The sequence below is a fragment of the Desulfobacter postgatei 2ac9 genome (assembly GCF_000233695.2).
GTDB classification, from domain to species: Bacteria; Desulfobacterota; Desulfobacteria; order Desulfobacterales; family Desulfobacteraceae; genus Desulfobacter; species Desulfobacter postgatei.
Map to the genome: position 1 here is coordinate 743,841 of NZ_CM001488.1, position 25,777 is coordinate 769,617.

29 protein-coding genes and 2 tRNA genes are annotated in these 25,777 nt (G+C 48.5%); 24 read left to right on the forward strand and 7 right to left on the reverse strand.

Annotated elements, in window-relative coordinates:
• Nucleotide 1: 1 nt before the first annotated feature.
• From DESPODRAFT_RS03460 to DESPODRAFT_RS19235, 12 genes are all read left to right on the forward strand, one after another.
• On the forward strand, nt 2-892 hold the full coding sequence (locus DESPODRAFT_RS03460; protein ID WP_004071358.1) for a DUF350 domain-containing protein: 891 nt from the start codon (nt 2-4) through the stop codon (nt 890-892).
• Complete coding sequence (locus DESPODRAFT_RS03465) at nt 882-2,585, forward strand: polyamine aminopropyltransferase (RefSeq protein WP_004071361.1); 1,704 nt, start codon at nt 882-884, stop codon at nt 2,583-2,585. Before DESPODRAFT_RS03460 ends, DESPODRAFT_RS03465 begins: the two co-directional genes overlap by 11 nt.
• 87 nt (nt 2,586-2,672) lie before the next feature.
• On the forward strand, nt 2,673-5,132 hold the full coding sequence (gene priA / locus DESPODRAFT_RS03470; protein ID WP_245532005.1) for a replication restart helicase PriA: 2,460 nt from the start codon (nt 2,673-2,675) through the stop codon (nt 5,130-5,132).
• Between the two features lie 176 nt (nt 5,133-5,308).
• Nucleotides 5,309-6,517, forward strand: a complete 1,209-nt coding sequence (locus tag DESPODRAFT_RS03475; protein ID WP_004071363.1) for an ATP-binding protein — start codon at nt 5,309-5,311, stop codon at nt 6,515-6,517.
• 45 nt (nt 6,518-6,562) lie between these two features.
• Nucleotides 6,563-6,712, forward strand: a complete 150-nt coding sequence (locus DESPODRAFT_RS19845) for a hypothetical protein (RefSeq protein ID WP_157488402.1) — start codon at nt 6,563-6,565, stop codon at nt 6,710-6,712.
• Nucleotides 6,709-7,335: a restriction endonuclease subunit S gene (locus DESPODRAFT_RS18520; protein ID WP_052314658.1), complete on the forward strand. Its 627-nt coding sequence runs from the start codon at nt 6,709-6,711 to the stop codon at nt 7,333-7,335. The genes DESPODRAFT_RS19845 and DESPODRAFT_RS18520 overlap by 4 nt, the downstream gene beginning before the upstream one ends.
• Nucleotides 7,256-8,005 (forward strand): restriction endonuclease subunit S, encoded by a 750-nt coding sequence (locus DESPODRAFT_RS03480; protein WP_083843539.1) that lies wholly within the window; start codon nt 7,256-7,258, stop codon nt 8,003-8,005. The genes DESPODRAFT_RS18520 and DESPODRAFT_RS03480 overlap by 80 nt, the downstream gene beginning before the upstream one ends.
• A complete protein-coding gene (locus DESPODRAFT_RS03485) occupies nt 7,993-8,463 on the forward strand; it encodes a four helix bundle protein (RefSeq protein ID WP_245532006.1) in 471 nt (156 codons plus the stop codon). Before DESPODRAFT_RS03480 ends, DESPODRAFT_RS03485 begins: the two co-directional genes overlap by 13 nt.
• Nucleotides 8,387-8,587, forward strand: a complete 201-nt coding sequence (locus tag DESPODRAFT_RS21675; protein ID WP_353740112.1) for a four helix bundle suffix domain-containing protein — start codon at nt 8,387-8,389, stop codon at nt 8,585-8,587. The genes DESPODRAFT_RS03485 and DESPODRAFT_RS21675 overlap by 77 nt, the downstream gene beginning before the upstream one ends.
• Entirely contained in the window at nt 8,584-9,132 is a 549-nt protein-coding gene (locus DESPODRAFT_RS03490; RefSeq protein WP_004071364.1) for a PDDEXK nuclease domain-containing protein, read from the forward strand. Before DESPODRAFT_RS21675 ends, DESPODRAFT_RS03490 begins: the two co-directional genes overlap by 4 nt.
• 19 nt (nt 9,133-9,151) lie before the next feature.
• A complete protein-coding gene (locus tag DESPODRAFT_RS03495; RefSeq protein WP_004071365.1) occupies nt 9,152-9,817 on the forward strand; it encodes a type I restriction endonuclease in 666 nt (221 codons plus the stop codon).
• A 95-nt stretch (nt 9,818-9,912) separates the two neighbouring features.
• Nucleotides 9,913-10,209 (forward strand): tyrosine-type recombinase/integrase, encoded by a 297-nt coding sequence (locus DESPODRAFT_RS19235; RefSeq protein ID WP_216594036.1) that lies wholly within the window; start codon nt 9,913-9,915, stop codon nt 10,207-10,209.
• Between the two features lie 72 nt (nt 10,210-10,281).
• Here DESPODRAFT_RS19235 and DESPODRAFT_RS03500 read toward each other — a convergent pair.
• The 3 genes from DESPODRAFT_RS03500 to DESPODRAFT_RS03510 all read right to left on the reverse strand — a co-directional run bounded on the left by DESPODRAFT_RS03500 (nt 10,282) and on the right by DESPODRAFT_RS03510 (nt 12,962).
• Nucleotides 10,282-10,359, reverse strand: a tRNA-Glu gene (locus DESPODRAFT_RS03500).
• A gap of 25 nt (nt 10,360-10,384) precedes the next feature.
• Nucleotides 10,385-10,460, reverse strand: a tRNA-Lys gene (locus tag DESPODRAFT_RS03505).
• Between the two features lie 96 nt (nt 10,461-10,556).
• Nucleotides 10,557-12,962: a penicillin-binding protein 1A gene (locus DESPODRAFT_RS03510; protein ID WP_004071368.1), complete on the reverse strand. Its 2,406-nt coding sequence runs from the start codon at nt 12,960-12,962 to the stop codon at nt 10,557-10,559.
• 154 nt (nt 12,963-13,116) lie between these two features.
• Between DESPODRAFT_RS03510 and DESPODRAFT_RS03515 the strand changes: the two genes are divergently transcribed.
• From DESPODRAFT_RS03515 to DESPODRAFT_RS03545, 7 genes are all read left to right on the forward strand, one after another.
• Nucleotides 13,117-13,362, forward strand: a complete 246-nt coding sequence (locus DESPODRAFT_RS03515; RefSeq protein WP_040015824.1) for an ABC transporter substrate-binding protein — start codon at nt 13,117-13,119, stop codon at nt 13,360-13,362.
• A 172-nt stretch (nt 13,363-13,534) separates the two neighbouring features.
• The gene (gene hisI / locus DESPODRAFT_RS03520) at nt 13,535-13,909 is read left to right on the forward strand and encodes a phosphoribosyl-AMP cyclohydrolase (protein WP_040016168.1); all 375 of its coding nucleotides are present in this window, start codon (nt 13,535-13,537) and stop codon (nt 13,907-13,909) included.
• A complete protein-coding gene (hisG, locus tag DESPODRAFT_RS03525) occupies nt 13,909-14,784 on the forward strand; it encodes an ATP phosphoribosyltransferase (RefSeq protein ID WP_004071372.1) in 876 nt (291 codons plus the stop codon). Before hisI ends, hisG begins: the two co-directional genes overlap by 1 nt.
• Nucleotides 14,760-15,944 (forward strand): pyridoxal phosphate-dependent aminotransferase, encoded by a 1,185-nt coding sequence (locus DESPODRAFT_RS03530; protein WP_004071374.1) that lies wholly within the window; start codon nt 14,760-14,762, stop codon nt 15,942-15,944. Before hisG ends, DESPODRAFT_RS03530 begins: the two co-directional genes overlap by 25 nt.
• Nucleotides 15,941-16,540, forward strand: coding sequence for a ribosome biogenesis GTP-binding protein YihA/YsxC (gene yihA / locus DESPODRAFT_RS03535; protein WP_004071376.1), 600 nt, complete (start codon nt 15,941-15,943; stop codon nt 16,538-16,540). Before DESPODRAFT_RS03530 ends, yihA begins: the two co-directional genes overlap by 4 nt.
• Nucleotides 16,541-17,425, forward strand: a complete 885-nt coding sequence (era, locus tag DESPODRAFT_RS03540; protein WP_004071378.1) for a GTPase Era — start codon at nt 16,541-16,543, stop codon at nt 17,423-17,425. It abuts the gene before it with no gap.
• An 11-nt stretch (nt 17,426-17,436) separates the two neighbouring features.
• Nucleotides 17,437-17,745 (forward strand): HNH endonuclease, encoded by a 309-nt coding sequence (locus tag DESPODRAFT_RS03545; protein WP_004071380.1) that lies wholly within the window; start codon nt 17,437-17,439, stop codon nt 17,743-17,745.
• 39 nt (nt 17,746-17,784) lie between these two features.
• Here DESPODRAFT_RS03545 and DESPODRAFT_RS03550 read toward each other — a convergent pair whose 3' ends face one another.
• Nucleotides 17,785-18,570: a hypothetical protein gene (locus DESPODRAFT_RS03550; protein WP_004071382.1), complete on the reverse strand. Its 786-nt coding sequence runs from the start codon at nt 18,568-18,570 to the stop codon at nt 17,785-17,787.
• Nucleotides 18,571-18,959: 389 nt separating this feature from the next.
• On the opposite strand from DESPODRAFT_RS03550, the gene queF reads away from it, so the two are divergent.
• Nucleotides 18,960-19,361 (forward strand): preQ(1) synthase, encoded by a 402-nt coding sequence (queF, locus tag DESPODRAFT_RS03555; RefSeq protein ID WP_004071384.1) that lies wholly within the window; start codon nt 18,960-18,962, stop codon nt 19,359-19,361.
• Here the strand turns inward: queF and dusB are convergent.
• The 3 genes from dusB to DESPODRAFT_RS03570 are packed head-to-tail and all read right to left on the reverse strand — an operon-like array spanning nt 19,351 to nt 21,657.
• Nucleotides 19,351-20,319: a tRNA dihydrouridine synthase DusB gene (gene dusB, locus DESPODRAFT_RS03560; protein ID WP_004071386.1), complete on the reverse strand. Its 969-nt coding sequence runs from the start codon at nt 20,317-20,319 to the stop codon at nt 19,351-19,353. The genes queF and dusB overlap by 11 nt on opposite strands.
• 44 nt (nt 20,320-20,363) lie before the next feature.
• On the reverse strand, nt 20,364-21,269 hold the full coding sequence (locus DESPODRAFT_RS03565) for a DUF1848 domain-containing protein (protein WP_004071389.1): 906 nt from the start codon (nt 21,267-21,269) through the stop codon (nt 20,364-20,366).
• A 1-nt stretch (nt 21,270) separates the two neighbouring features.
• Nucleotides 21,271-21,657: a hypothetical protein gene (locus DESPODRAFT_RS03570; protein ID WP_004071391.1), complete on the reverse strand. Its 387-nt coding sequence runs from the start codon at nt 21,655-21,657 to the stop codon at nt 21,271-21,273.
• Between the two features lie 624 nt (nt 21,658-22,281).
• Between DESPODRAFT_RS03570 and DESPODRAFT_RS03575 the strand changes: the two genes are divergently transcribed.
• The 4 genes from DESPODRAFT_RS03575 to DESPODRAFT_RS03585 all read left to right on the forward strand — a co-directional run bounded on the left by DESPODRAFT_RS03575 (nt 22,282) and on the right by DESPODRAFT_RS03585 (nt 25,617).
• Nucleotides 22,282-23,682, forward strand: coding sequence for a sigma-54 interaction domain-containing protein (locus DESPODRAFT_RS03575; RefSeq protein WP_004071392.1), 1,401 nt, complete (start codon nt 22,282-22,284; stop codon nt 23,680-23,682).
• Nucleotides 23,683-23,812: 130 nt separating this feature from the next.
• Entirely contained in the window at nt 23,813-24,046 is a 234-nt protein-coding gene (locus tag DESPODRAFT_RS20865) for an oxidoreductase (RefSeq protein ID WP_052314660.1), read from the forward strand.
• 77 nt (nt 24,047-24,123) lie between these two features.
• A complete protein-coding gene (locus DESPODRAFT_RS03580) occupies nt 24,124-25,155 on the forward strand; it encodes an FAD-dependent oxidoreductase (protein ID WP_052314661.1) in 1,032 nt (343 codons plus the stop codon).
• Nucleotides 25,156-25,260: 105 nt separating this feature from the next.
• On the forward strand, nt 25,261-25,617 hold the full coding sequence (locus DESPODRAFT_RS03585) for a hypothetical protein (RefSeq protein ID WP_040015826.1): 357 nt from the start codon (nt 25,261-25,263) through the stop codon (nt 25,615-25,617).
• The last annotated feature ends 160 nt before the right edge of the window (nt 25,618-25,777 follow it).

The following is a 25,777-nucleotide window of genomic DNA, read 5'->3' on the forward strand; positions in this document are numbered from 1 at the left end:
TATGAATTTTACAGCAACCTTAAACAGCATGGGACAAGGGTTGTGCTACGCCCTGGTGAGCATTTTATTTATTTTTCTGGCTAAAAAAATGGATGACTGGCGGACCAAGGACTTTGATGATGACCGTCACATTGATGACGGAAATGTGGCCGTGGGGTTAAGACGGGCAGGGCTTTATCTTGGCATTGCCATCGGCATGATCGGCCCGCTTTCAGGGGATTCTGCAGGGTTCAGGACCGATATGCTCTCTCTTTTGGTCGACGGTGTAATCATCACGGGCTGTCTTTTCTTTTCCCGGTTCATCAACGATTTCATCATGATGGGACGTATAAACAACGACCGGGAGTGTGTAAAGGTATTTATCCTTGGCGGCGGGCGGACCACGACAGGCAATACCGCCCTTGGCATGGTGGAGGCAGGTATGTACATTGCTACGGGCTGTATTCTCAACGGCAGCATGTCCGGAGGCGGCGGCAGTTTTATTCAGTCCCTGGGGTCCGCCCTGCTCTTTTTTGTCCTGGGGCAGATTGTGCTCCTGGCCTTTGGCCTGGTCTATGAACTCACCAACCCCTTTAACGTCCGGGATGAAATCAGGCGGAACAATCCGGCCGCAGGCATTGGTCTGGCCGGTATTCTGGTCGCTCTGGGCATCATTTTGAAAAGCAGCCTTTCCGGTCCTTTTACCGGCTGGGTAAATGATATTATTGGGTTTTTTGTTTATACGGTGTTCGGCATGGTGCTGCTGCTTGGATTCAGTGCCTTTGTGGACCGGTTTCTTCTGCCCACCACAAATATTGCAACTGAGATCAAAGAGGACCAGAATGTGGCAGCCCTGGTAGTGGTCCAGGCGACCATTATTGCCGTGGCGCTGATCATTGCCCATGCCATCTGAACTTCATGGGGGCGTTCGGGCACCCGGGCACTCCCGGGTCAACCCTGCCTCGGCCCTGCTGTGTCTGTGCATGTTTGCATCCGGTGCCTGTGGCATCATCCTTGAGTACATCCAGGCAAGCCTTGCCTCCATGATCCTGGGCAATGCCTTTGAACAGTGGGCCATGGTCATCGGCCTGATGATGTTCTGGATGGGGTTCGGCAGCCTCATCCAGGCCCGAATTCCCAAGGAGCGCCTGGTATACGTCTTTATCGGCATTGAAATTGCACTTGCGCTTTCAGGCGGGTATTCACCCACCCTGACCTATCTGTCCTACGGATATACGGGTCACTACAGCCTGGTGCTCTATTTTTTTGTATCCATGATCGGCATTCTCATCGGCCTTGAAATTCCGGTGATCATACGTATCAACAACGATTTTTCAAAGGAGTTGTCCACCAACCTGGGCTATATCCTGTCCGCCGACTATATCGGCTCTTTGGCAGGTGCCCTGGTTTATGTGTTCATCCTTCTGCGTTTTTTTCCCATTACGGAAGCGGCTTTTTTAACCGCCGGCATGAACTTTTTTCTTGCCCTGATTACCTTTATTTATTTTACCCGTAAACAAATCATCCGGCGTAATATTCCATTGCTTGTGATCATGGTCGCCACCTGTGTTGTGGTGATTTTCGGGTATATGAACAACCGCCGGTGGCAGGTCACCAATGAACAGTCCCTGTATGACGACCCAATCGTCTATTCTAAAACCAGCCAGTATCAGCATATCGTTATTACGCATTTCACGCCCCTGGACGAAGTCCGGCTCTTTTTAAACGGAAACCTGCAGTTATGCAGTACGGACGAGGCCCGGTATCATGAATCCCTGGTTCATCCGGCCATGGCCCTGGCACAAGCCCGCACCCGGGTGTTGATCCTGGGCGGCGGTGACGGTTGCGCGTTAAGGGAGGTTTTAAAATACCCGGATGTTGAACTGATTACCCTGGTGGACCTGGACCCGGCCATGACAAGCCTTGCCGCCACCCATCCCCTGCTCTCCCGGCTTAATAATCATGCGTTTGACAGCGCCCGGGTGACCACCTTGACAGGTCCCGGGATGTCACCGGGGGAGTTTCGCCAGATCTATCAAGCGGCCTCTGACAGAAAAAGGAAACCGGATGACGTGCGGCACGTCGCCGAGGTCCGGGTCATGAACCTGGATGCCGACAAGTTTCTGGAACAGGTTAAAGGATTTTGGGACGTCATTATCGTAGACATGCCGGATCCATCCACACCGGAACTGAGCAAACTCTACTCAAAGGAATTTTATCTTAAAGTCTACCACAGGCTGTCAAAAAACGGCATTGCATCTGTCCAGGCCACCTCTCCTTACCTTGCCAAAGAAAGCTATCTTTGTATTGGCAGGACATTGATATCTGCCGGATTTTTTATTCTGCCATACCATGAAAATGTGCCTTCGTTCGGGGACTGGGGCTGGTTTCTATGCACCCGTAAAGATTGGGACAACAGCCTTGGCAAACAACGAATTTCAGAACTTGAATTTACCGTTCCCACCCGGTTTCTAACCCCTGAGGTATTCAGACGCGAACTGGTATTCGGAAAAGGCATGACCCAAAGCCGCCACACCGAAATCAACACCCTTCTTTTTCCGGTGCTGCTCTCCTACTACAATCACGAATCCTGGCTTCTGGAATAGTGTAGTCTGGCGCAAGCCCAAAAAGTTAACCTAGAATTAGCGTTTTTTAATTTCTCGTATGATCAGCCCATGGCTATGAGTTGGATATTGAAATTCATAAGTTTATCCTGCACAATGCCCCCCATGATTTCCACCGACTACATTGAGGTTGCTGTTATCCTTCCTGTGAACCAGACTTATGTTTACGCGATTCCGGGTACATTCCGGGCTGATGCCTGTCCCGGCATGCGTGTGCTGGTACCCTTCGGGCGGCGCAGAGTTACCGGTTATATCCTGGCGGAAAAAAAGGAAAGCGGACCATATAAGACCAAAGATGTGCTGGATCTGCTGGATGATCATCCCCTGTTTCCCGAATCTGACATTGCATTTTTTAAATGGGTATCCGGCTATTATATCTATCCTTTAGGGGAGACCATTAAAGCGGCAATGCCCGCCGGCCTGGACTGCATGGATGTCTCCTGCGCCTTTGTCACGGTCAAGGGCGCAAAGGCCCTTGAAGCCGGGGAGTTACCCCATGAAGAGGCCAGGGTTCTGGGTTTGGCCTCTGCAAAGGAGGGGATCTCTTTAAAATCCCTTTCCCGGCGGGATCCTGCCGGGGCAGCCGTACTGCGGGGTCTTGAAAAAAAAGACCTGGTGCAGGTCACGGCCGTGCTTCAAACTCAGACTGCCGGGATTAAAACCGAAAAATTTATTTCCCTGCCCCGGGAAACACCGACGCTCCAGATCCGGATGTCAGCCAAGCGCCAGAAGATCCTTGCTATTGTCCGCGAGGCAAGGGAAGTCTCCCTGACCAGTTTGAAGCGCCATGTGCCTACCGCAGCAAATTTAATCAAGCCCCTGGTTGAGGCCGGTTGGCTGAACGTGGTCAACCGCCGGGTGTTTAGAGATCCTTTGGGGGAGCCGGTGACACCGGATACCCCGCCCGAACTCACCGATGAACAGGCCGCCGTTGTAAAACAGATCCAGGCCCGCGCAGATGTGTTCTCCCCCTGTCTGCTGGTGGGTGTGACCGGATCCGGCAAGACCGAGGTGTACATGCGCCTGGTGGCGGATGCCGTGGCAAAAGGCCGTGGCGCCATTGTGCTGGTACCGGAAATTGCCCTGATTTCCCAGACAGAAGGGCGTTTCAGGGCAAGGTTTGGTGAAAAAATTGCGGTAATTCACTCCATGCTTTCCCAGGGAGAGCGCCTGGATCAGTGGCGGAAAATCAGTCTCGGCAAGGTCAATATCGTCATTGGCGCCCGGTCAGCGATTTTTGCGCCCATCCGGGAGATCGGCATCATTATTGTGGATGAGGAACATGATTATTCTTATAAACAGGAATCGGGCCTGCGGTATAATGCCCGGGATCTTGCCGTGGTCCGGGCCAAAATGCACAACTGCCCTGTGGTGTTGGGATCTGCCACGCCTTCGGTGCAGTCCTGCAGGAATGTGATGTTGAAAAAATTTTTTAAACTGGAACTGACCCGGCGGGTAAACAACCAGACGCTGCCTGAAATTACCCTGGTGGATATGAAAAAATATCAGGGAAGCAGCTGCTATACCGACCGGATCATTACCCCGGAGCTTGGCCGGGCCATCCGTTTCTGCCTTGAAAAGGGTAATCAGGCCTTGATTTTTTTAAATCGTCGGGGATTTTCCACCTTTCCGGTATGTGCCTCCTGCGGCAAAACCCTGGGATGTCCCTATTGTGATGTGACCATGACCCTCCACAAGGAGGCCGACCGTTATAAATGCCATTTGTGCGGCCATCTTTTAATATCTGATATCCGCTGCCCTGACTGTGGCACCGGGAAAATCAGGAATTTGGGCTTTGGCACGGAAAAAATTGAATCCATGCTGAAAACCTTGTTTCCAGATGCCCGGGTGGCGCGGATGGACCAGGATTCCACGGCCAGAAAGGGCAGTACCCTGGCAATTTTACGTCAGATCCGCAACCGAACCGTTGATATTATTGTGGGTACCCAGATGCTGGCCAAGGGCCATGATTTTCCGGCCATTACCCTGGTGGGGGTGATCTGTGCGGATTTAAGCTTAAGCCTGCCCGATTTCAGGGCAAGTGAACGCACCTTCCAGTTGCTGGCCCAGGTGGCGGGCAGAGCGGGCAGGGGGGCGGAACCGGGCCGGGTGATCATGCAGACCTTTAACCCGGATCACTTCACCATTAAAGCCGCTCGTAACCAGGATTACCTTGAATTTTTCAATCAGGAAACCCCATTTAGAAAGGCGCTGATGTATCCGCCGTTTTCCCGGATGATCCAACTCAAGATCTCAGGGAAAAATGCGGATAAGACAAGGGATCATGCCCGGCTTGCCGCAGACATCCTTGTCCGGTTAAATACCCTGGAACCCCAAGCCCAGATTCTGGGACCCATTGAAGCGGCCATCCAGAAAATTTCCTCCCGGTACAGATGGCAGATTCTTATCAAAGGTTTGTATTCGGAAAATATCAGCCGGATGGTGTCTGCCATGGTTCGGGACCCGGCCATCCAGAAGGTGAAATCCGTCTCCATCGCCATAGATGTGGATCCCTATTCCTTGCTCTAATCAAGGCCAGATTCTTTCCATACTCCAGTAATTTAATAGTATAGGAATGTCCTATCAGCTATGATCCCGCCCGAAGGGTGATAATTTAAAATTGCTGCCCATGCTCATTAACCGTTCCAATTTAGGCTGGGCTTGTGTATTATAAAACTATATTTTAAATTACACGGAGATATTCCATGTATATCGAAAGACACCTTGAGAATGTTGTCAACAAAATGAGTTTGGCATTTCCGATCATTCTGGTCACCGGGCCAAGACAGGTTGGAAAAACAACTTTGCTACGGAAGATCGCGGCAGAGAACAGGGCTTATGTAACCCTTGACAATCCGTTGATCCGGGAGCTGGCCAAGACAGACCCCGAGCTTTTTCTACAACGGTATCAGGCTCCGGTACTGATCGACGAAATTCAGTATGCACCCGAACTTCTGCCATATATCAAGATGCGGGTGGATGAAAAAAAACAGAAAGGGGCGTTCTGGCTGACAGGCTCACAACTGTTTCATATGATGAAAAACGTCTCCGAGAGTCTGGCCGGCCGCGTAGGGGTCATCCATATGCTGGGGCTCTCCACTTCCGAGATTTTCGACACAGGTAATCAACCCTATACCACGGCATATGAACAATTATCCGGTCGGAAAGGGTCTGTAAAAAATGTCAATGATGTTTTTGAACGGATTTTCAAAGGGTCCATGCCGGCACTTTATGAGATTGAACAGGATATTGAGCAATACTATGCATCCTATGTGAACACCTATCTTCAAAGGGATATCAGGGATCTGACCCAGGTCGCCGATGAGCTTTCCTTCATGAGATTCATGCAGGCCTGTGCGGCAAGAACAGGTCAGATGGTCAATTTTTCCGAGTTGGCAAAGGATGTGGGCATCACTTCGCCAACTGCCAAACAATGGCTTTCCATACTGGTTTCTTCCGGGATTATCACCTTGCTTGAACCCTATTTCAACAATGCTTTGAAACGGATTGTTAAAGCACCGAACATGTATTTTCTGGATACCGGCTTGTGTGCTTATCTAACCCGATGGACCAGCCCCCAGACATTGGAGGTGTCAGCCATGGCCGGACCATTTTTTGAATCTTACGTGGTGAGTGAAATCATCAAAAGTTATTATAATGACGGCAGACGTCCCCCTATTTATTACTATCGTGATTCCGATAAAAAAGAGATTGATCTCATCATTGAACAGGACGGAATACTGTACCCCGTGGAAATCAAAAAAAGCGGCAGTCCGAAAAAAGACGCGATCCGGCATTTCTCCGTGCTTGAAAAAAAAGGCCTTGTCCTGGGACAGGGGAATGTCATTTGCCTTTGCCGGGAGTTAATCCCCATTGACAGAAAAAACCATTTTGTTCCGGTTGGATTGATATGAAACAACCGCTGCATTTCGTGGCGGATTCCTCGCATCGGAAACCTTGTGAAAAATACCAGGCGTATTGAAAAATGCACTCGCAAAGGTTATGGCACAAAATTTACCGAACTGCGTCAGCTTGAAGAAATAGATGCTGATATCAGGGGTGCCGAAGATGAATTTATGCGATTGCTAAAAAAGGTGACGCTGATATGAGCAGTACTGTAAAGTTAAAATATAAGATTGATCCTATTCGACGTGGAAATCCACCTTCATGTGTAGAGAATGGAGGTATTCCTGTCGTTAACCAAGCTTGCGTATGGCCATCAGGCCTTGACAGTTCAAAATTTAAGCATCACAACCCAGAAGAAATTAGGCGCATAGATGCATGGCTAAAAGAGGGGGATGTATTAGTCAACTCTACAGAAACAGGGACTCTTGGACGTGTATGCCATTTAAATTTCGAACCGGAGACAGATATCTTTGCTGATGGTCATGTTACAATACTCCGTGCCACCAAAAAAGTGATTAAAACAAGGTATTTGTTTTATGTACTTTATTGTCAACAAGAACGAATAACAGTTGAGTGTTCCGAAGGGGCAACAAATCAAATTGAGTTGAGTCGCTTTCTCTTAGGAAATTTCAAGCTTGAATGGCCTCCCCTCGCAACCCAAACCCAAATAGCCAATTATCTCGATCGAAAAACGGCCGAACTGGATCAGTTGATCGGGGCAAAACAGCGGTTGCTGAAACTGCTGGATGAAAAAAAAACGCGCCCTCACCCGTGGTCTGAACCCCGACGTCCCTCTCAAAGAATCCGGTATTCCCTGGCTTGGTAGGCTTCCAATGCATTGGGAAATTGAACGATCAAGATGGCTATTCACACAGTCTGATTTGCCGGTAAGGAAAGACGACGAAATGGTTACTTGCTTTCGGGATGGAATGGTCACTTTACGAAGCAATAGGCGGGAGGCTGGGTTTACTAATGCAATACTGGGACTTGGGTATCAGGGCGTACGAAAGGGCCAATTAGTTATTCATTCAATGGACGCCTTTGCAGGAGCCATAGGAGTTTCTGACTCCGATGGTAAGTGTACTCCAGAATATGTGATCTGCGACCCTGTAACGGATAAAACAGATTCGGACTATTATGCTGTATTGTTGAGAGAAATGGCTTTGCAGCATTTTATTCAAGCGCAATGTTCTGCTGTGCGAGAGCGAGCACCTCGTATACGCTTCACCCAATTCAAAGATTTTGAATTACCTGTGCCCCACATTGAAGAACAAAAATTAATTGTGGCGCATATAAAGCAAGCTTCGCAATCAATAAAACAGTTGCAAAAAGTTACTGAAAAAGCCATCTCCCTTCTAAAAGAACGCTGCACAGCGTTGATTTCAGCAGCCGTAACAGGAAAGCTGGCTAATAAAATCCTGAATGCAGGCCGCGATACCCAAACAAACGAACCGATGCCGAATCCAGTAGGAGAACATCACCCGTGTCTGACCTGATCCCCAAACATGGCGGCTACCGCAACCTGAAAAGTTTTCAGATGGCGCAGTTGTGTTATGACGTAACCGTAAGGTTTTGCAGCAAGTATATTGATCGCTTCAGTCGGACAAAGGACCAGATGGTGCAGGCGGCTCGATCAGGGGTGCAGAATATTGCCGAGGGATCACAGGCTTCGGCAACCTCGAAGAAGACTGAACTGAAGCTGACACAGGTGGCACGGGCAAGCCTGGAAGAGCTGAAGCTGGATTATGAGGATTTTCTGCGGCAGCGGGGATTGGCGCTGTGGGAGCGGGATAACCCGCTCCGGCAGGCACTGATTGACCGGCGGTGTCAAACGGCTGATGACGTGGCGGGCTGGGTGAAGGACGTGAGTCGTTTTTATGGACGAGGTGGACCCAGTGGACCTTGTTCATCCACATCTACCCCGAAACTTCCGCCAACGCCATGCTGGTTTTAATCGCCGTGGCCTGCTCTCTCCCGACCGTCAGGTCGAACGGCTGGCAAAGGATTTTGAAAACCAGGGCGGGTTTACCGAACGTCTGTACCGTGTGCGCAGCACCAAGCGGAGGAATTTAAAATGACCGACCATCCTCTCAAAACACCTCAATACCGCAACTGGCTGACCGATATCAAACAGCGAATCCGCAAGGCCCAGATAAAAGCGGCAGTCCAGGTGAATACGACCCTTTTAACCTTTTACTGGGAGCTGGGAGCGCAGATCGTGGAATGTCAGCAATCAGCCAAATGGGGCAGCGGCTTTCTGCCGCAACTGATCAAAGATCCCTATACCTTTGATTTTCTGACGCTGACACAGAACTACAATGAACGGGAACTGGAAAAGGCTCTGATTGACCATATAACCAATTTTTTGCTTGAACTGGGGACGGGGTTTGCCTTTGTGGGGCGTCAACAAGAATTACAGGTTGGCGAGCGGGACGAGCCGGCCATCGGTATCCTGCTGTGCAAATTCCGTAATCCCGTGGTGGTTGAATATGCCTTAAGTGATATCGCCAAGCCAATGGGAGTGTCTGAATATCAACTGACCCGCGCCCTGCCGGATAATCTGAAACCAAGCCTGCCGTCCATCGAAGAGATGGAAGCTGAATTCGGTGAACTAAAGCGCTGAAAACGTCGAAGCTTAAAAAATGAGCAAAATACACACGGAAGAACAGTTTGAATCGGCAATTGAGGCTCATCTTATGGCCAAGGGCTATTCAGCCCTGCCCAAAGATGGGTATGATGTTGAACGGGCGTTTTTCCCAGCTCAGGTAATAGGCTTTATCCGCGAAACCCAGGCAGAAGAACTAAAACGCATTGAAACCATGCTGGGGGATAAAACCGATGAGAGCCTGCTCAAAGATCTCAATTTCTGGCTCAATTCACAGGGCATGCTGCCGGTGCTGCGAAACGGGTTCAAGTGCCATGGCCGGACCTTTCGGGTCTGTTTTTTTAAACCGGCCCACGGAATGAATCCAACGCTTGAGTCGCAGTATGGTGCCAACCGGCTTTCCGTGATCCGTCAGTTGCGCTACAGCAGCAAAAACAGCAATGAACTGGATCTGCTTCTCTCTATCAACGGGCTGCCGGTGATCACAGCTGAGTTAAAAAATCCCATGACCGGGCAGACCGTGGAAAACGCGATCCGTCAGTATAAAAAAGACCGGGATCACCGGGAATTGCTGTTTGATTTCAAAAAACGCGCTCTTGTCCATTTTGCGATGGATACAGAACTGGCTTATATGACTACGCGCCTGGCCGGCTCAGCATCATTTTTTAACGCTTTTGTCAACAAAAAAATGATGTTTTTATAAAAAAATGCTATCGGAGTTACCTTGCAAAAACCTAACCGGACATCACTGGCTTTTTCCACTAAAAGATAGACTTTTTTAAAACCGGGAAAATGGGAATGCGTCCCTTCAAAGAGCGCCGTCATTTTATGGGCAAGCTTTGTGAAAAAGCAGGTGTTAAACCCTTTGGGTTTCATGCGATCAGTCACTTGTCAACCTCTATCTTGTACGACCTTGGGTATTCAGTATCGGTGATACAGACAATATTGCGGCATAAAAGCCCCAGCACAACGGAGAGATACTTGAAGAGCCTGGGCTTGGAAAATGTCCGTGAAGCACTTGAAAACCTGGCAATGGACCGTAATCCAGAAAGAAGGGAGGAACCGGATTATGGTAAGCTTATGTTTGGCCTGTAACAAAAAAGCCGTCCTGGGAGCCGTCTACTCCTGGGATGGCTTATGTCAAGTTAGATAACTTGTTGATTTTGTTGGCGTCCCCAAGGGGATTCGAACCCCTGTCGCAGGCGTGAAAGGCCTGTGTCCTGGACCGGGCTAGACGATGGGGACACTTAACTTTTGACACCTATCAGGTTGGTGGGCCGTGCTGGGCTCGAACCAGCGACTCTCTGCTTAAAAGGCAGATACTCTACCGACTGAGTTAACGGCCCGTAGACAGTGTCAAAAACAGGGGTAATCTATATGTTATAACGCTTATTGTCAACTATTTTTTTTGATTTAAATTATTTTTTTCAACCTCTCTTTTTCTAAAAACCTTCTTTGAACAGCTCTTCCGTGCTCAACACCTCATCCGGACTTGGGGTATACTGCGTCGGCTCCGTGCCTTCCTTAAAACATTCAAAAATGGTTTGTTTACTTTGGGCAATGGGCCGAAGGCCGGTTTCGGCATCTATTTTAACGCGAATAATACCCTCGGGCACGGTAAATTCCTCCACGGATTTACCCTCCAGCGCATGCTGCATATAATCCAGCCAGATGGGGCTTGCAGCCCGGGAACCTGTCTCTCCTCTCCCGATGGGCGCTTCCTGGTCAAGCCCCACCCATACCCCTGTGGTGTACCTGGGGGTAAAGCCCATGAACCAGGCATCGTGAAGGTCATTGGTGGTGCCTGTTTTACCTGCCGCAGGGCGGTTCAGGGCCTTGACTCGCTGGCCGGTGCCCTCCTGCACCACGCTTTCAAGCATACTTGTTATGATATAGGCCGTGCCCATATCAATAACTTTTTTACGAATCAATTTGGAAGATTCCAAAAGCGTGTTGTCCCGGTCATAAATTTCAGTGATAAATACCGGCTCAATCAGGTAGCCCAGGTTGGAAAACACTGAATACGCCTTGGTCAATTCGAACAGGGAAACGCCTGAAGACCCAAGGGCTATGGATAGATTCCGGGGGATGGGGGATGTGATTCCAAGCTTTCTTGCATAACTGATGACATAATCTATGCCGATATCCTGGAGGATTTTAATACTGACAATATTCCTGGAGTTCGTCAGGGCCTGGCGGAGCAACGTGGGTCCATAGAATTTTCCCGCATCATTGTGGGGTTTCCACACCCTGTCATGCAGCCTGTCCTCATATACCACAGGGGAGTCAATGATAATTGTGGCCGGCGTGTATCCCTTGTCAAGGGCTGCCGCGTACAGGATGGGCTTGAACGCGGAACCTGGCTGGCGTCTTGACTGAAAAGCCCGGTTGAACTGGGAATCTTTAAAATCCCTTCCGCCAATCATGGCTTTGACATAGCCGGTTTCAGCCTCAATGCTCAAAAGTGCTGACTGGACAATGGGTTCCTGGTACAGGGTAAATTCATATTCCTTTTCCCCGGCTATCTCCTCAAGGACTTTAATGTAGATGACATCCCCGGTGTTTAGGGCCTGGGAGGGTTTTGAGATCCTGGCAGATTGGTAGGATATTTTGGGGTTTGGCTTTCTGGCCCATGTCATGGTGGCTAACCGGATGATGCCTGTGATATCACCAACCCGTACATGGGTAACTTTGTTGTAATCGTCCACCTCCAGAACCACCCCTTTGTATATCTCTCCCTTGACCGGGCGGCTGCCGTTCAGTTCTCCGGCAATGGTGCGACAGAACTCCTCTACCTGAAGGGCTGGTATGTTTTTTACAGGGCCTCGGTATCCGCAGCGTTGATCTAAATCTGCCAGACCTTTATTGACTGCGGCCCGGGCTATTTTCTGCAGCTCAATGTTCACTGCGGTATGGATGCTCAACCCTTGGGTGTAAAGCATCTCCTTGCCATATTTTTTTTCGACATACCGTCTAACATGTTCAGTGTAACAGGGAACCCTTTCGATGAACCAGTTTTTCCGGGGCTTGATATCCAGTTTGGCACCCATGGCTTCGGTAGCCTCCAGATTGGAGATCATACCCTCTTCCTTCATACGGTTCAGGGTATAAACCTGGCGCTGCCTGGCCAGTTCCAGATGCTGAAAAGGGCTGTATCTGCTGGGTGCCTGGGGCAGACCCGCCAGCATGGCACATTCAGCCAGGGTCAGATCCTTAACATGTTTTCCAAAATAGTTTTCAGAAGCCGCTTCAACACCGTAAGCGCCGTGTCCCAGGTAAATCTGGTTTAAATAAAGGAAAAGTATCTCATCTTTGGAAAGCTGTTTTTCAATTTTATAGGCCAGAATCGCTTCTTTAACCTTGCGCTCATAAGTTTTTTCCGGGGTAAGAAGAAAAGATTTGGTCACCTGCTGGGTAATGGTGGAACCGCCCTGGACAATCGAACCGGCCCTAAAATTTTTAATAAACGCCCTGACAATTGATTTCACATCAATGCCGGGATGCTCCCGGAACCGAGAATCTTCTGCCGCCACAAAAGCATTTAGCAGATTAGAAGGCATGTCGGACAAAGGAATAACGATTCTGCGCTCTTTATAAAACTCGCCGATTTTTCTGCCGTCATCGGAAAAAACATTGGTCACAATGGCGGGGCGGTAATCACTGAGCGTATTGATCTGGGGAAGATCTCGGCTCAAATAAAAAAATCCGGCGGTAATGGCTGCAAATCCGGAAATAATTGCAAGGAGAAACAGGATAAATATCCACATGAAAAAGGAGAAACATAAGCTTTTTTCTTTTTTCTTGCTTCGCTTCTTCAGAATCTGGGTGCGACTTTGTTGTTTTGTCATAAGGTTTGGAAATAGTATTATATTTTAATAAAATAGTTGCTTTTATCAGATTAGAATTAAGATGGCAATAGAAAGGCTGGGCCCGTCTTCTGAAGCCCCTTCCCTTGCCTGGCAATGCATTTGGATGATGTTACATACACGTATGAAATCTTGAGTGAAGGCTTTTTCACTGTGTTTCACAAAAAAGACCTCATCATCAGGGGGAGACGGGTTTTATTGCCATTCGGTTCTGCTGCCCACATTCAAGGCATCTGGCAACAAGGGGTTACAGGCCTTGGTTGCCACTGTGCTTGAAGGGCGTCATCCGGCACAGATGGTCAACCCCATAGACCATAACGGCCCGGGCGCACTTTATGTCATGCCGGCTTTTTTTTTGCGGAATATTACAATTATTAATTGACATTTTGTGTTTAAACCATTAATTATTTAGGTTTTGATATGGTCGGCCGGATAAAATATGTAAAAGATTAAGATGCTTCTAAATCTTGATCGCCTTAATGAACCGGCTTCAAGCGGCTTTTGCCGACTTCAATTTATCGAACAATCAAAATTATAAGGAAGACAAAAGAGTCATGCCGGAACTTGATTTTGACAAAACCGGCGGGCTGATTCCCGCCATTGCCCAAGATGCGGACACAGGAGAGGTGCTGATGCTGGCCTATATGAACCAAGAGGCCTTTGAAGAAACACTTGCCTGCGGCAATGCCGTATATTACAGCCGGTCCAGAAAAAAATTATGGAAAAAGGGGGAAACCTCGGGACACGTTCAAAAAGTCAGGGAGATCCGGGTGGACTGTGACAACGACACTGTGCTTCTCAAGGTGACCCAGGTGGGCGGTGCAGCCTGTCACAAAGGGTATAAGAGCTGTTTTTACAAAGTTCTAGATAACGATGCATTCAAAATAGTTGAACAGCGGGTCTTTGATCCGGAAGAGGTATACAAATAATGAATAAAAAATTAAAGCTGGGCATCCCCAAAGGAAGCCTGCAGAATGCGACTGTCAGCCTGTTCAGACGTTCGGGATGGAAAATAAATGTGGAAGGCCGAAGCTATTTCCCGGACATTGATGACGACACCATTGAATGCGCCCTGTGCCGGGCCCAGGAAATGTCGATCAATGTGGAATCCGGGGTTATTGATGCCGGCCTGACCGGTCTTGACTGGGTGGCGGAACATGAGTCTGATGTCCATGTGGTGGCAGACCTCGTTTATTCAAAGGTTTCATCCCGTCCGGCCCGCTGGGTGGTCGCCGTGGCCGGAGATTCCGACATCAACAATCTTGAAGACCTGGAAGGCAAAACCATTTCCACCGAACTTGTGAAATTTACACAACGCTATTTCCAGTCCCGTAACATCAATGTGAATGTGAAATTTTCCTGGGGGGCCACTGAAGCCAAAATCGTGTCCGGCCTGGCTGATGCCATCGTGGAGATTACAGAGACAGAAAGCACGATCCGGGCACACAATCTAAAGGTCATCCACGAGATGATGAAAACCAATACCCAGCTTATTGCCAATAAAACCGCCTGGAAGGATCCGGTAAAGCGGGAAAAGATTGAGCAGATTGCCATGTTGCTCCAGGCTGCCCTTGTGGCGGAAAAGCTTGTGATGCTTAAAATGAATGTGCCGGAATCCAAGTTACCTGCTGTGGTTGAGCTTCTGCCAAGCCTGAACGCCCCCACCGTGGCCTCCCTCTATCAATCCGACTGGTTTTCCGTGGAAACCGTGGTTGAAATCAGTGTGGTCCGGGATCTGGTGCCCCAATTATTGAAAGCAGGGGCAGAAGGTATAATTGAATGCTCATTGAACAAGGTGATCTAAAAATGAGTGTGGCCAAAAGATGTGAACAGATAAAACCGTTCATTGTCATGGACGTGATGGAGAAAATCCATGAGATGGAAGCCCGGGGTATTGACGTGATTCACATGGAGATCGGTGAACCGGACTTTAATGTGCCTGAATGCGTCAACCGGGTCTGTATTGAAGCCCTGAAGCAAAACGAAACCGGTTATACCAACAGTTTAGGAGACCTTCGTCTGCGTCGGGCCATCAGTGATTATCACAAACGCATCTACGGCACGACTGTGGAACCTGGTCAAATCCTTGTAACCAACGGAACATCGCCGGCCATGCTTCTGCTGTTCAGCGCACTGCTGGACCCCGGTGACGAGGTCATCGTTTCAGATCCCCACTATGCCTGCTATGCCAATTTCATACGGTATGTCCAGGGTGAACCTGTTTTTGTCAAGGTGCATGAGCAGGACGGCTTTGTCTATAAACCCGAAGCCATCAGGGAAAAAATCACACCTAAAACCAAGGCTATTTTCATTAATTCCCCGTCCAATCCCACCGGAACCGTCATCCCCGAGAGCCGGATGAAGGAAATTGTTGAGGTGGCCAAAGAACATGGACTGTATATTATTTCCGATGAAATTTACCACGGCCTGACATATGAAGGAAAAGACCACTCCATTTTGGAATTTACCGACCAGGCCTTTGTCCTGAACGGTTTTTCAAAACTGTTTGCCATGACAGGGCTTCGCCTGGGCTACCTGATCGCACCCCCCAAATTTATCCGGGCCCTTCAGGTACTGCAGCAAAACTTCTTTATCTGTGCCAATTCCATTACGCAGTTAGCCGGCGTGGCTGCATTGACCGATGCGGATAAGGAAATCCAAACCATGCGCGATACGTATAATGAGCGCAGGGAATTTATGATCAGGCGATTAAAAGAGATGGGGCTTTCAATGATGGCAGAGCCCACCGGTGCGTTTTATGTTTTTGTGGATTTCAAACATATTTCCACCGATTCCTATACCCTGGCATTTGATATCCTGGAAAAGGCACACATCGGGGTTACTCCGGGCATTGATTTTGGCGCAAACGGTGAAGGGTATCTGCGGTTCTCCTATGCCAATTCCCTGGACAATCTTAAAATCGGGATGAACCGCCTGGAAGAATATTTGAAAAGGTATGCATGAAAATTCGTGCTGTTGAATTTATAAAAAGTGCGGTAAAGCCCGCCCAGTATCCGGAATACGATTTCCCGGAAATCGCGTTTGCGGGCCGATCCAATGTGGGAAAATCCTCTTTGATCAACACCTTGATTAACCGCAAGGATATGGTCAAAACAAGCTCCCGGCCGGGATGCACCCAGCTGATTAACTTCTTTCTGATTAACGATGGTTTATCCCTGGTGGATCTTCCAGGATATGGATATGCCAAGGTATCAAAAAAAATTAGAGCACAATGGCAGCCTATGGTGGAAACCTATATGGGAACGCGAAAAAACCTGCTGGGGCTGATTCTGCTCATTGATATCCGCAGGGATCCCGGCAAAGAGGAACTTGAGATGGTCCGATGGCTTGAAACAAAACAGATACCCTGTCTTCTGGTGTTGACCAAAGCGGACAAATTGTCTAAAACCAAACAACTAAAGCAGTTTGATGCAGCCTGTACAGCATTTAACCGCGACCGGAACGGGATCGTTCTTTTTTCGGCTAAAACCCGCCAGGGTCGCCAAATCATATGGGATGAAATCCACAACCTCATTGACTGGTATCAGGAGGAGGAATAGATGTCTAATATCTCCCGTTCGGGGTTTGTGGGTATTATCGGCGCGCCCAACGCGGGTAAATCCACATTGCTCAATCAGGTTCTGGGTCAAAAAATTTCAATTACATCCAAAAAACCCCAGACCACCCGGGACCGGATCCTTGGTGTTGTGAATCGTCCCCATTCCCAGATCGTGTTCCTGGATACGCCCGGAATTCACAAAAGCACAACCCTGCTCAATCAAAGAATCGTTGCCCAGGCCATCCAGGCCATGGACGATGTGGATTTGATTCTTTTTATGGTGGATGCGGCATCCCGGAACTATGCGTCGGAAAAAATGATCGTAAAGCAGTTTGAAACCGTTCGTAAACCTGTGATTCTGGCGCTGAACAAAATTGATCTGGCCAAAAAAGCGGCTGTGTATGAGCAGGTGGCGACGTTCAAGGATATGTACGCGTTTGAAACCATTGTACCTGTCTCTGCCAGGGAAAATATCCAGATGGATCTGCTTCTTGACGAATTGGAATCCCGACTGCCCCAGGGACCGCCCCTTTATCCCGAAGAGACTTTCACCGATGTCTCCGAAAAATACATGGTCAGCGAAATTATCCGGGAAAAGGTATTCAGACTCACCGGCATGGAAATTCCCTATTCATCCGCTGTAACTGTGGATGCCTTTGAAGTGGAAAAAAAACTGATCGTCATCCATGCGAGCATTCATCTGGTGCGTGATTCCCAAAAAGGTATCGTTATCGGAAAAAACGGAAGCATGCTCAAGCGTATCGGATCAATCGCCCGCAAAGATATTGAACAGATCCTGGGCAGCAAGGTGCTGCTCAAGCTGTTTGTCAAGGTAACCCGGGATTGGGTTTCAAATAAGCGTCACCTCAGCGAGTTTGGATATTAAAGGCTGACGATATGTTTTTTTCTTTTCCCGACGATGCTGCACTGAAAAAGGAACGGGTAAAGGCCAGGCAACTTCGGGCCAGCCAGTGGTGGAAGCGAAAACGATCGTCCGGGATATGTCACTATTGCGGAGAGAGTTTCTCTCCCAAAGAGCTGACCATGGATCATGTGATTCCCATTTCCCGGGGAGGGCGCTCGGAGAAATTTAACCTGGTGCCATGCTGCAAGGCATGCAACACTCAAAAACAACGCATGTTGCCGGCGGAGTGGGATGACTACATGTTACGGATAGGGGCTGATAAAAAAAACCAACCGGAATAAATCCCGGTCGGTTTTTATATCTTTTTATTTTAATTGTTGCTATTTGTTACTGCACAGCCTGTGGATGGTCTGGGCATGCCATTCCCCACGACCGGAAAAGGTGGGCTGTCCAAGATCAATGAGATGCTTGGCAACCTGATCATAGGTCGCACCTTGTTCCCGCATGGTGTTGATGATATCCATAATTTCCTCTCTGGGCATCAGTTCCACGGATTCCCCGGATGATGCGTCTGCCGGAGAAGGCGATTCAACAATCTTTCTGCGCCTTTTTAGAATATTGGCATCTTGATTGTCGTTATGGGCTGAGACTTTCCGGCGTTCTTCCTCGGCAATCTCCGCCTTGAGCAAATCTTCCACTGTGCCGTCAACATCTTCTTCATCCGGGGCCTGAGACGATGTGTAATGATGCTCAAATGTCGGAGCAATATCCATCTTCTGGTCCGGGGAAAAATTCAGGCGATCCATGATGATCTCAATGGCATCAGCCTGGCGCTGGAGCAGGTCCGCAGTTCTTTCCTGAATCGTAATCATATATTCCTGATTTTTAATCAGAATATCAACCTGGGTGCCTATATTCTCCAAGATATCGGCTAAAAGAAGGGTATTGGGCTCTTCAGACATCTGGTTACCGGGAGTCTGGGGAAGTCCTGGAGGCATAGGGCGTTTCATTTGGGGGGGTCTATTATTACTGGGATAGCCGGATCCACCATATGAATTGAACCTGGATGTGTTTGAATAATACGAATTGTCAAAATTTTTTCTTGTTTTAGGTGTTCTCGGCTTTTCGGCCTGGCCGTTACGAAGGCTTTGTAAAAAATCGTTCATTATAATAACCTCATTCTCCTTGATTCTCCTTATGCCGCATGTATAAATTTTATTGGCTCTGGGATTTACCTTGGCCCTCCTTAATCAAATAATGCGTGCAATAATAAGGAGTTAAAATAATTAATTTTTCTTTGGACAGATCGCAGACGTCTTTATCTAATTTTTCAAGCCGCTTGTCAAGAGGATTTTAACAATTTCCTAATATTGAACAACCGGATATTGTTTATCAACTGTTTATCAAAGGGGGGGAGTCTTGCCACCAGATGTCTGCTTCGAAGCATATTGAATACTTCAATAGTGTATGATAACATAATTTTTAAAAATGGCAACCCGTTAAGAAATTATTTTTCGGGCAAAAATTGTAAAAAAATCGTAAAGAAAGATTGTAGATGAAAAATAAGCACTATGAGCCCCCTTTTACGGTGGATACCGCTGATGTTATTACACCGGATCTGCTGGAACCGATTGAATACGCATATAAGTCCAAACGCAGCATTGATATTAAAATCACCCAGCCCGAATACACGTCGGTCTGCCCCATGACAGGTTTGCCCGATAACGGAACCATCATTATCGAGTATCGTCCGGATGCCCATCTGGTGGAGTTAAAATCGCTTAAATATTATCTGATGCAGTACAGGAACGTCGGGATGTTTTATGAGCATGTGGTGAATAAAATTCTGGACGATCTGGTCTTGGTGATAAAGCCCCTTTACATGAAGGTGACAGGCGAATTCACCCCACGCGGCGGGATTTCGTCCGTGGGATCTGCCGAATATATCAAGCCTTGAGGCCTGCCTCAAAATCCCGGATCATCTCAATGACATGGGCACTGCTTGCAAGGGTGGATAATTCTTTACGGAACGCAGCGGCACCGGGAAATCCCCGGATAAACCATGCAAGCCTTCCCCGAAGCATCCTGCATGCCGTGATTTCTCCGAAATAAGATACATACCCCTGGGTCAGCGATTCCATTTTTCTGAAGATGTCCCGAGGCTCAGGAAGATTGAAAGAGCCATGGACCACATACTGTTCGATCTGTGAAAGGATGAAGGGATTGGCCATGGCTGCTCTTCCCACCATGACAGCATCACAGCCGGTCCTGGAAAGCATGTCTCCTGCGTCCTGGGGCGTAATGATATCCCCGTTACCGATCACGGGAATACGAACCGCCTGTTTAAGTCGCGCAATCAGCTGCCAGTCCGCCTTTCCCCTGAATCCCTGCACGGCCGTCCTCGGGTGAAAGGCAATGGCGTCGACGCCCTGGTCTTCGGCGATTTTTGCCAAAGTCACGGCCTGATCCCCGGAGGGATCCCACCCGCTGCGTATTTTTATGGTAAAAGGAAGGGGCGTGGCATCCCTGACGGCCTTTAAAATTTTACGGGCAAGCGCCGGATTTTTCATTAACGCAACGCCGGCGCCCTGCTTGATCACTTTTCTAACACTGCACCCAAAATTGATATCAATGATATCCGCTGTGCCAAGATCATTGATAACCGCTGCAGCCTGTCCCATGGACACCGGATCTGAACCGAAAATCTGCACAGAGAGCGGCCGCTCATTTTCCTGTGACTTAAGCAGGGTTATCGTTTTCTCTGCGTTATAAAATATGCCCTTGGCACTGATCATCTCCGAGCATACGACCGCGCATCCGCAATCCTTTACCATTTTCCTGAATGGCAGATTGGTAATCCCGGCCAGGGGGGCCAGAAAGGTAACTCCATTAATTTCTAAATCTTTTATTTTCATGTTCTGTTGCGGGTTTAATTTTTTTTGTGGGGGGACACGCCGGGTTAACCGGTAGCCGGTTCTGTAACATCAAGGCCTGTCCTGGCATAACAGAAAAGGCAGTTGTGAAAACAAGGATGGTCTTCATATGAACCGATGTCAAAGGATTTTGTGCATTGACATCCCTTTTTTCGCCGCTGACCATAATCGCCGCGGGTTTCGGGATTGCCGCCAAACAAGGCTTTGTAAAGATGCCCATTAATGCACGCGTTAGGGGATGCATATGCCTGTAATCCGGCCGTCTCCATCAGTTCTTTTTCACAACATAAAAAAAGGTCCATGCCAAGATGTTTAAGAGATTGCGCCATACTGCGGATAATTTTTGTTTTGCGATCCATACCGGGATCTATGAATTTGAGCATGGGTCTGCCCGACTCAGCCATACGCTTGATTCTTGCGGCCACCTTTTTATAAGGATCATAAAAACTGGTAATACATTGTTTAATACCCATCTGTGCCAATTTCCCTGCGATATCTTCAAAGGCGTCAAGGTTGTTAAACATCCGACCGCCCTTCTCATAAAAACAGATGGGGTCGAAACGCCAGGCAAGCTGTACGGGACTTAAATCCCGGGCAATGCGCCGGGCCTGGGCCAGACGGTCTGAAAGATCCGGCAGGCCGGGTTCAAGATCTTTTAAAGGGGTATTAATGGTAAAATTAAAAAACAGGTGAAATCCTTTTTGGGCTAAAATTTTGTGGGCGCTTAAATCCAGAAACGGACCATAATTTTTGGACCAAAAAACAATGGTATGGATCTCTTTTGGTGTTGCATCAACCCTGCGGGACTGTCTGTTAAACGGATTGGTTACAAAAAAATACCCCTTCTCAATCTGGTCCAGAAACCAGGGCGTATACCATCCTGGTATATCTGTACGTCTGGAGGCGGACAAGATACCGGCAGGAACGGCCAAGCTAAGGCTCCTGCCCGTTTTTATGAGCTTTGCGTTTGGAAAAGGAGATAATTTTGCCCTTATTTTTTTCGGGAGGATTGTCGGTTTCAGAGGATTCAATATCTTTGTCGTTTTCAGGAGATGTTTCCGACAAGTTGTCGTGTTCAAAAGGCGCGACCGGGGCCGCCACCTTTTCCAGCCGCATACTTTTGCCGTTCATGGAAAAGGTCTCTCCATTGATGTAGTCTGCTTTTAAAATCCAGGTAACAACCTGCAAGGGCACCTGCAGCATCAGTAACCTGATCTGGAACCAGTCTTTTTTATGGTCCGGCACAATATCTTCAATTCTGGCGAAACTGACTGGATCGTCTTCCAGGTAAATCAGTACAATATCCTTTATTTCTGCCACATGGCCTCCATCATCAGGCGTTATATCTTAATATTTTTATCTTCGGTCAGACACTAAACACTCAATAACATCCGACCCGCAGCATATACCACAGACGTAAAATTATCAAAAGTTCTGATTTGGCATGACTGAAACGTTTCGGATCGTATCGCATTGTAAAGTGTTTCACCGAATGCCATCTGTACACGCCGTTCTGCATTTTTTATAGTGATCCGGATAAATAATGTTTTGAAAACGTGTAACTATTTTGGCATATTGCTTGCTGTCTTTACTATTGAGATTATTTTTTTATAAAATGACAACAGACCTGCTTAATTCTTATTTTAAAGGAAATGGCGAATGGAATTTTTGTTTGTGATCGGTTTTGTTGCAGTTTATCTACTGTTTCAAATCTATATTCTTCCTAAAATGGGTGTATCCACCTGAATGCGTGATGCCTGTCAGGTGACAGACAAAAAGAAAAAAAAGAACCCGTTTGAAGATAACGATTGATTGTTATGTAACGCTACCTTATTGTTACCAGGTGTCTGGTAACGTTCTGGGCAACAGTGCATAGATGAGAATTTTTCTGCAACGCGACAGAGGTTTGCGTTTGCGTTCAAACACTAAATATACGGGAGACGTGTGAATAACGACGGGATCAGGAATCTTAATTTCTTAAACCACATTTTAGATGCCATGGCTGAAGGGTTGTTTACTTTGGATCAGGACGGTAAAATTACAGCCTGGAACCAGGCGATGGAAAATATCAGCGGCTATACCGCCCAAGAGGCCGTGGGACAGCGGTGCTGCCTGATAAAATGCAGCCGGTGTTATGATCAGGTGAATCCGTCGGATATATCCCAATGCGGGGTGCTGGCCCATGGCAAAACAGAAGCCAAGGAGTGCTTTATTCGGCACAAGGACGGTTATGATGTGCCGGTGATTAAAAATGCCAGACTGGTTCGGGATGAAAAGGGCAATGTGCTGGGCATTGTGGAAACGTTGACCGATTTAACGGAAATTAAAGCCATCAAGGCCCGGGAAGCGTCTGCCAAGCAGGAACTTAAAAAACGTTACGCGTTAGGTAATATTATTGGTAAATCAGCAGCCATGGAAAAGGTATTCCATGCCATCCGGGCTGCAGCAGACAGCCGGGCGACCATCCTGATCCAGGGGGAGAGCGGCACAGGCAAAGAGCTTGTAGCCCGGGCCATCCACTATGAATCGGCCGGAGGGCAGCGTCCCCTGGTAACGGTGAACTGCTCGGCACTGTCCGAGACCCTGCTGGAAAGTGAGTTGTTCGGTCATGTCAAAGGCGCTTTCACCGGTGCGCACAAAGACCGGATCGGACGGTTTGAACAGGCAGATACGGGCACGATATTTCTTGATGAAATCGGTGAACTGACGCCATATATGCAGGTAAAGCTGCTGCGGGTGCTCCAGGAAAGGGAAATTGAACGGGTGGGAGATACCCGGAAAAAGAAAATTGACATCCGGATTATTGCTGCCACCCATAAAGATTTGAACACCCTGACCCGGGAGGGTACGTTTCGTGAGGATTTGTATTACCGCCTTAAGGTGTTTCCCATTCGCCTTCCGCCGTTGCGTCAGCGTTTGGAGGATATCCCTTTGCTGGTCCGAAGCTTCATTGAAAAGGGGAACAAGCACGAAGGCATGGAGATTCGCAATGTGACCCCTGACGCCATGAAAGCGCTGATGGCCTATCCCTGGCCCGGAAATGTGCGGGAGCTGGAAAATGCCATTGCCCATGGCTTTGTGCTGTGCCGCACCCGGGAAATAAGCCGAGAGGATCTGCCGGACGAGGTTTGCGGCCAGGATCAATTCTATGCCGCGCCCCCAGGCAGCTCCGCATTCCCAAGCCCGCTATCCTTTTCCCCGACACATTTGACCCGGGAACGTCTATTGTTGCTTCTGGATGCCTGCAACTGGAATAAGGCTGAAGTGGCAAGACAGCTTGGAAAAAGTCGGACCCTTGTATGGAAGTACATGAAAAAATGGGATATTCCCCTTCAAAAAGGTTAACTTCCAATATTACACACATGGGGTGCAAGCCCAAAACAAAAATGAAACTAAAGCCACCAATAATGCAGGTTCAAGCTTTGCGCCGCAGGCCCTTCGCGTTCTTGTTTATAGTTTCATGTAAGGAGCCACAATGACAGATCCCCTGTTTGCCCCCATTAAAATCAATCAATTGAGCATTCCCAACAGAATCTACATGCCGCCCATGCACTTGGGCATGGCACAGGCATTTGAAGTAACGGATCAAATCGTTGAATTTTACGCAAGGCGGGCCAAGGGCGGACCGGGTATGATCTGCGTCGGATATGCCACGGTGGACGAACTGTCCGGCAACACCCGGAACATTGGTGCCCATGATGATAAATGAACGGCAATGATTTTATGCCGGGCGGCAATCAATGATCCGATCTCATCGAATATGCAAAACAACTCTCCCAGGGACCTGTGGATGCCCTGTGTATCAATGTGGGCTGGCATGAAGCCCGGGTGCCCCAAATTGTGGTCCAGGTGCCCAGGGGGGCATTTGGCTATCTTGCCCGGGATATCCGGACCGCTGTAGAAGTCCCTGTAATCGCAAGCCACAGGATCAATGACCCTGAAACCGCAAGGGAGATGATCGATCACGGTTTTTGCGACATAGTTGCCATGGGACGCAGTCTGATCGCAGATCCGGATCTGCCCAAAAAAGCCCGTGAAGGCAGAGAAAAGGAGATTGTCCATTGTATTGCCTGTGCCCAGGGCTGTTTGGACAACCTGTTCAAACTCAAGCATGTGGAGTGCCTCTGCAATCCTTTGGCCGGCCATGAGTTCCGGAACAACGCCGGGAAAGTTGACGCAGCAAAAAAAGTGATGCTGGTTGGTGGCGGAGTTGCCGGTATGACCGCGGCACTTACCTGCGCCCGGCGCGGCCATGATGTTGTCCTGTATGAGCGTTCCAGGCGCCTGGGCGGCCAGCTCCACCTGGCGGCAGCGCCTCCGGGCAGGAAAGAGTTTGCCCAATTGTCAGATGACCTTGAACATCAGCTCGCTGTGGAAAAAATCCCCGTGATGTTGAACTGCAGGGTGGACGAAGCCCTTATTTCAAAGGAAAAACCCGATGCCCTGCTCCTTGCCACAGGTGCGCGTCCCCTTGAACCGCCCATCCCCGGCATGGACCTGCCCCATGTGACAGGAGCCTGGGATGTTCTTGAAGACAAGGTGGAAACCGGCAAACATGTGGCCGTGATCGGCGGCGGGGCTGTGGGGGTTGAAACCGCATTGTTCCTTGCGGAAAAAGGCACCATGCCGGCGGAAATCATCAAATTTCTGCTGATCAACAAGGCCGAAACTGCGGAAGCTCTTTTTGAAATGGCAACCACAGGCAGCAAAAAGGTGTGTCTCATCGAGATGACGAATCGCATTGGAAAGGAGATCGGTAAATCAACCCGGTGGGGGATGATGCAGGATCTTGAGCGTTTTGTCGATTCTGGGGCCTGAACACAACTGGCTACCATGCATTTATCCATTTCTTTCGGGCATCAACATTCAGAAACCCAAAGCAAGCCATCCTATTTCCGTGGTCATTGCTGGGGGGCCATAGGAATGCTGATTGGATCTATGGCTTCTCCTTTTTGTATACCGTTATCTCTTAAAATCCATCAAGGACTCATTCACGTAAATGATGGGAACTGCTCTGAGGAAACCAGAGATACGCTGGGAAACAGGATTATTCAAATGGCGCTAAATTTTGCGATGAAGCATAATATCCGCAGCGTCCTTGCTCTGGACGCTTTTTCCCCCAGTGCCGATCTCTTCAAACTGGCCGGTTCGGTGTTCTCTGTACAGTATCAATCGCCACTGATTACGTTGATTATAAGAGCCAAAAAGAACTGTGTGGCCTATTTCGAAGCACAGATACCTCAAAAAAAAAGCCCGGGTAGACCACCAGAGTATGGTTAAAAAGTACGGTTATTAGAGCTATTTGATCATCAACACCTATTCTCAAAAATCGAATGCACAATTTATTGGAAAATTGAAGAGATTTCAATCACTTCCCTGGATTTACTCTGGAAGCCGACAGCTGGTCTGATCCGTTTTGTGCTGGCAATTACCAGTCGTG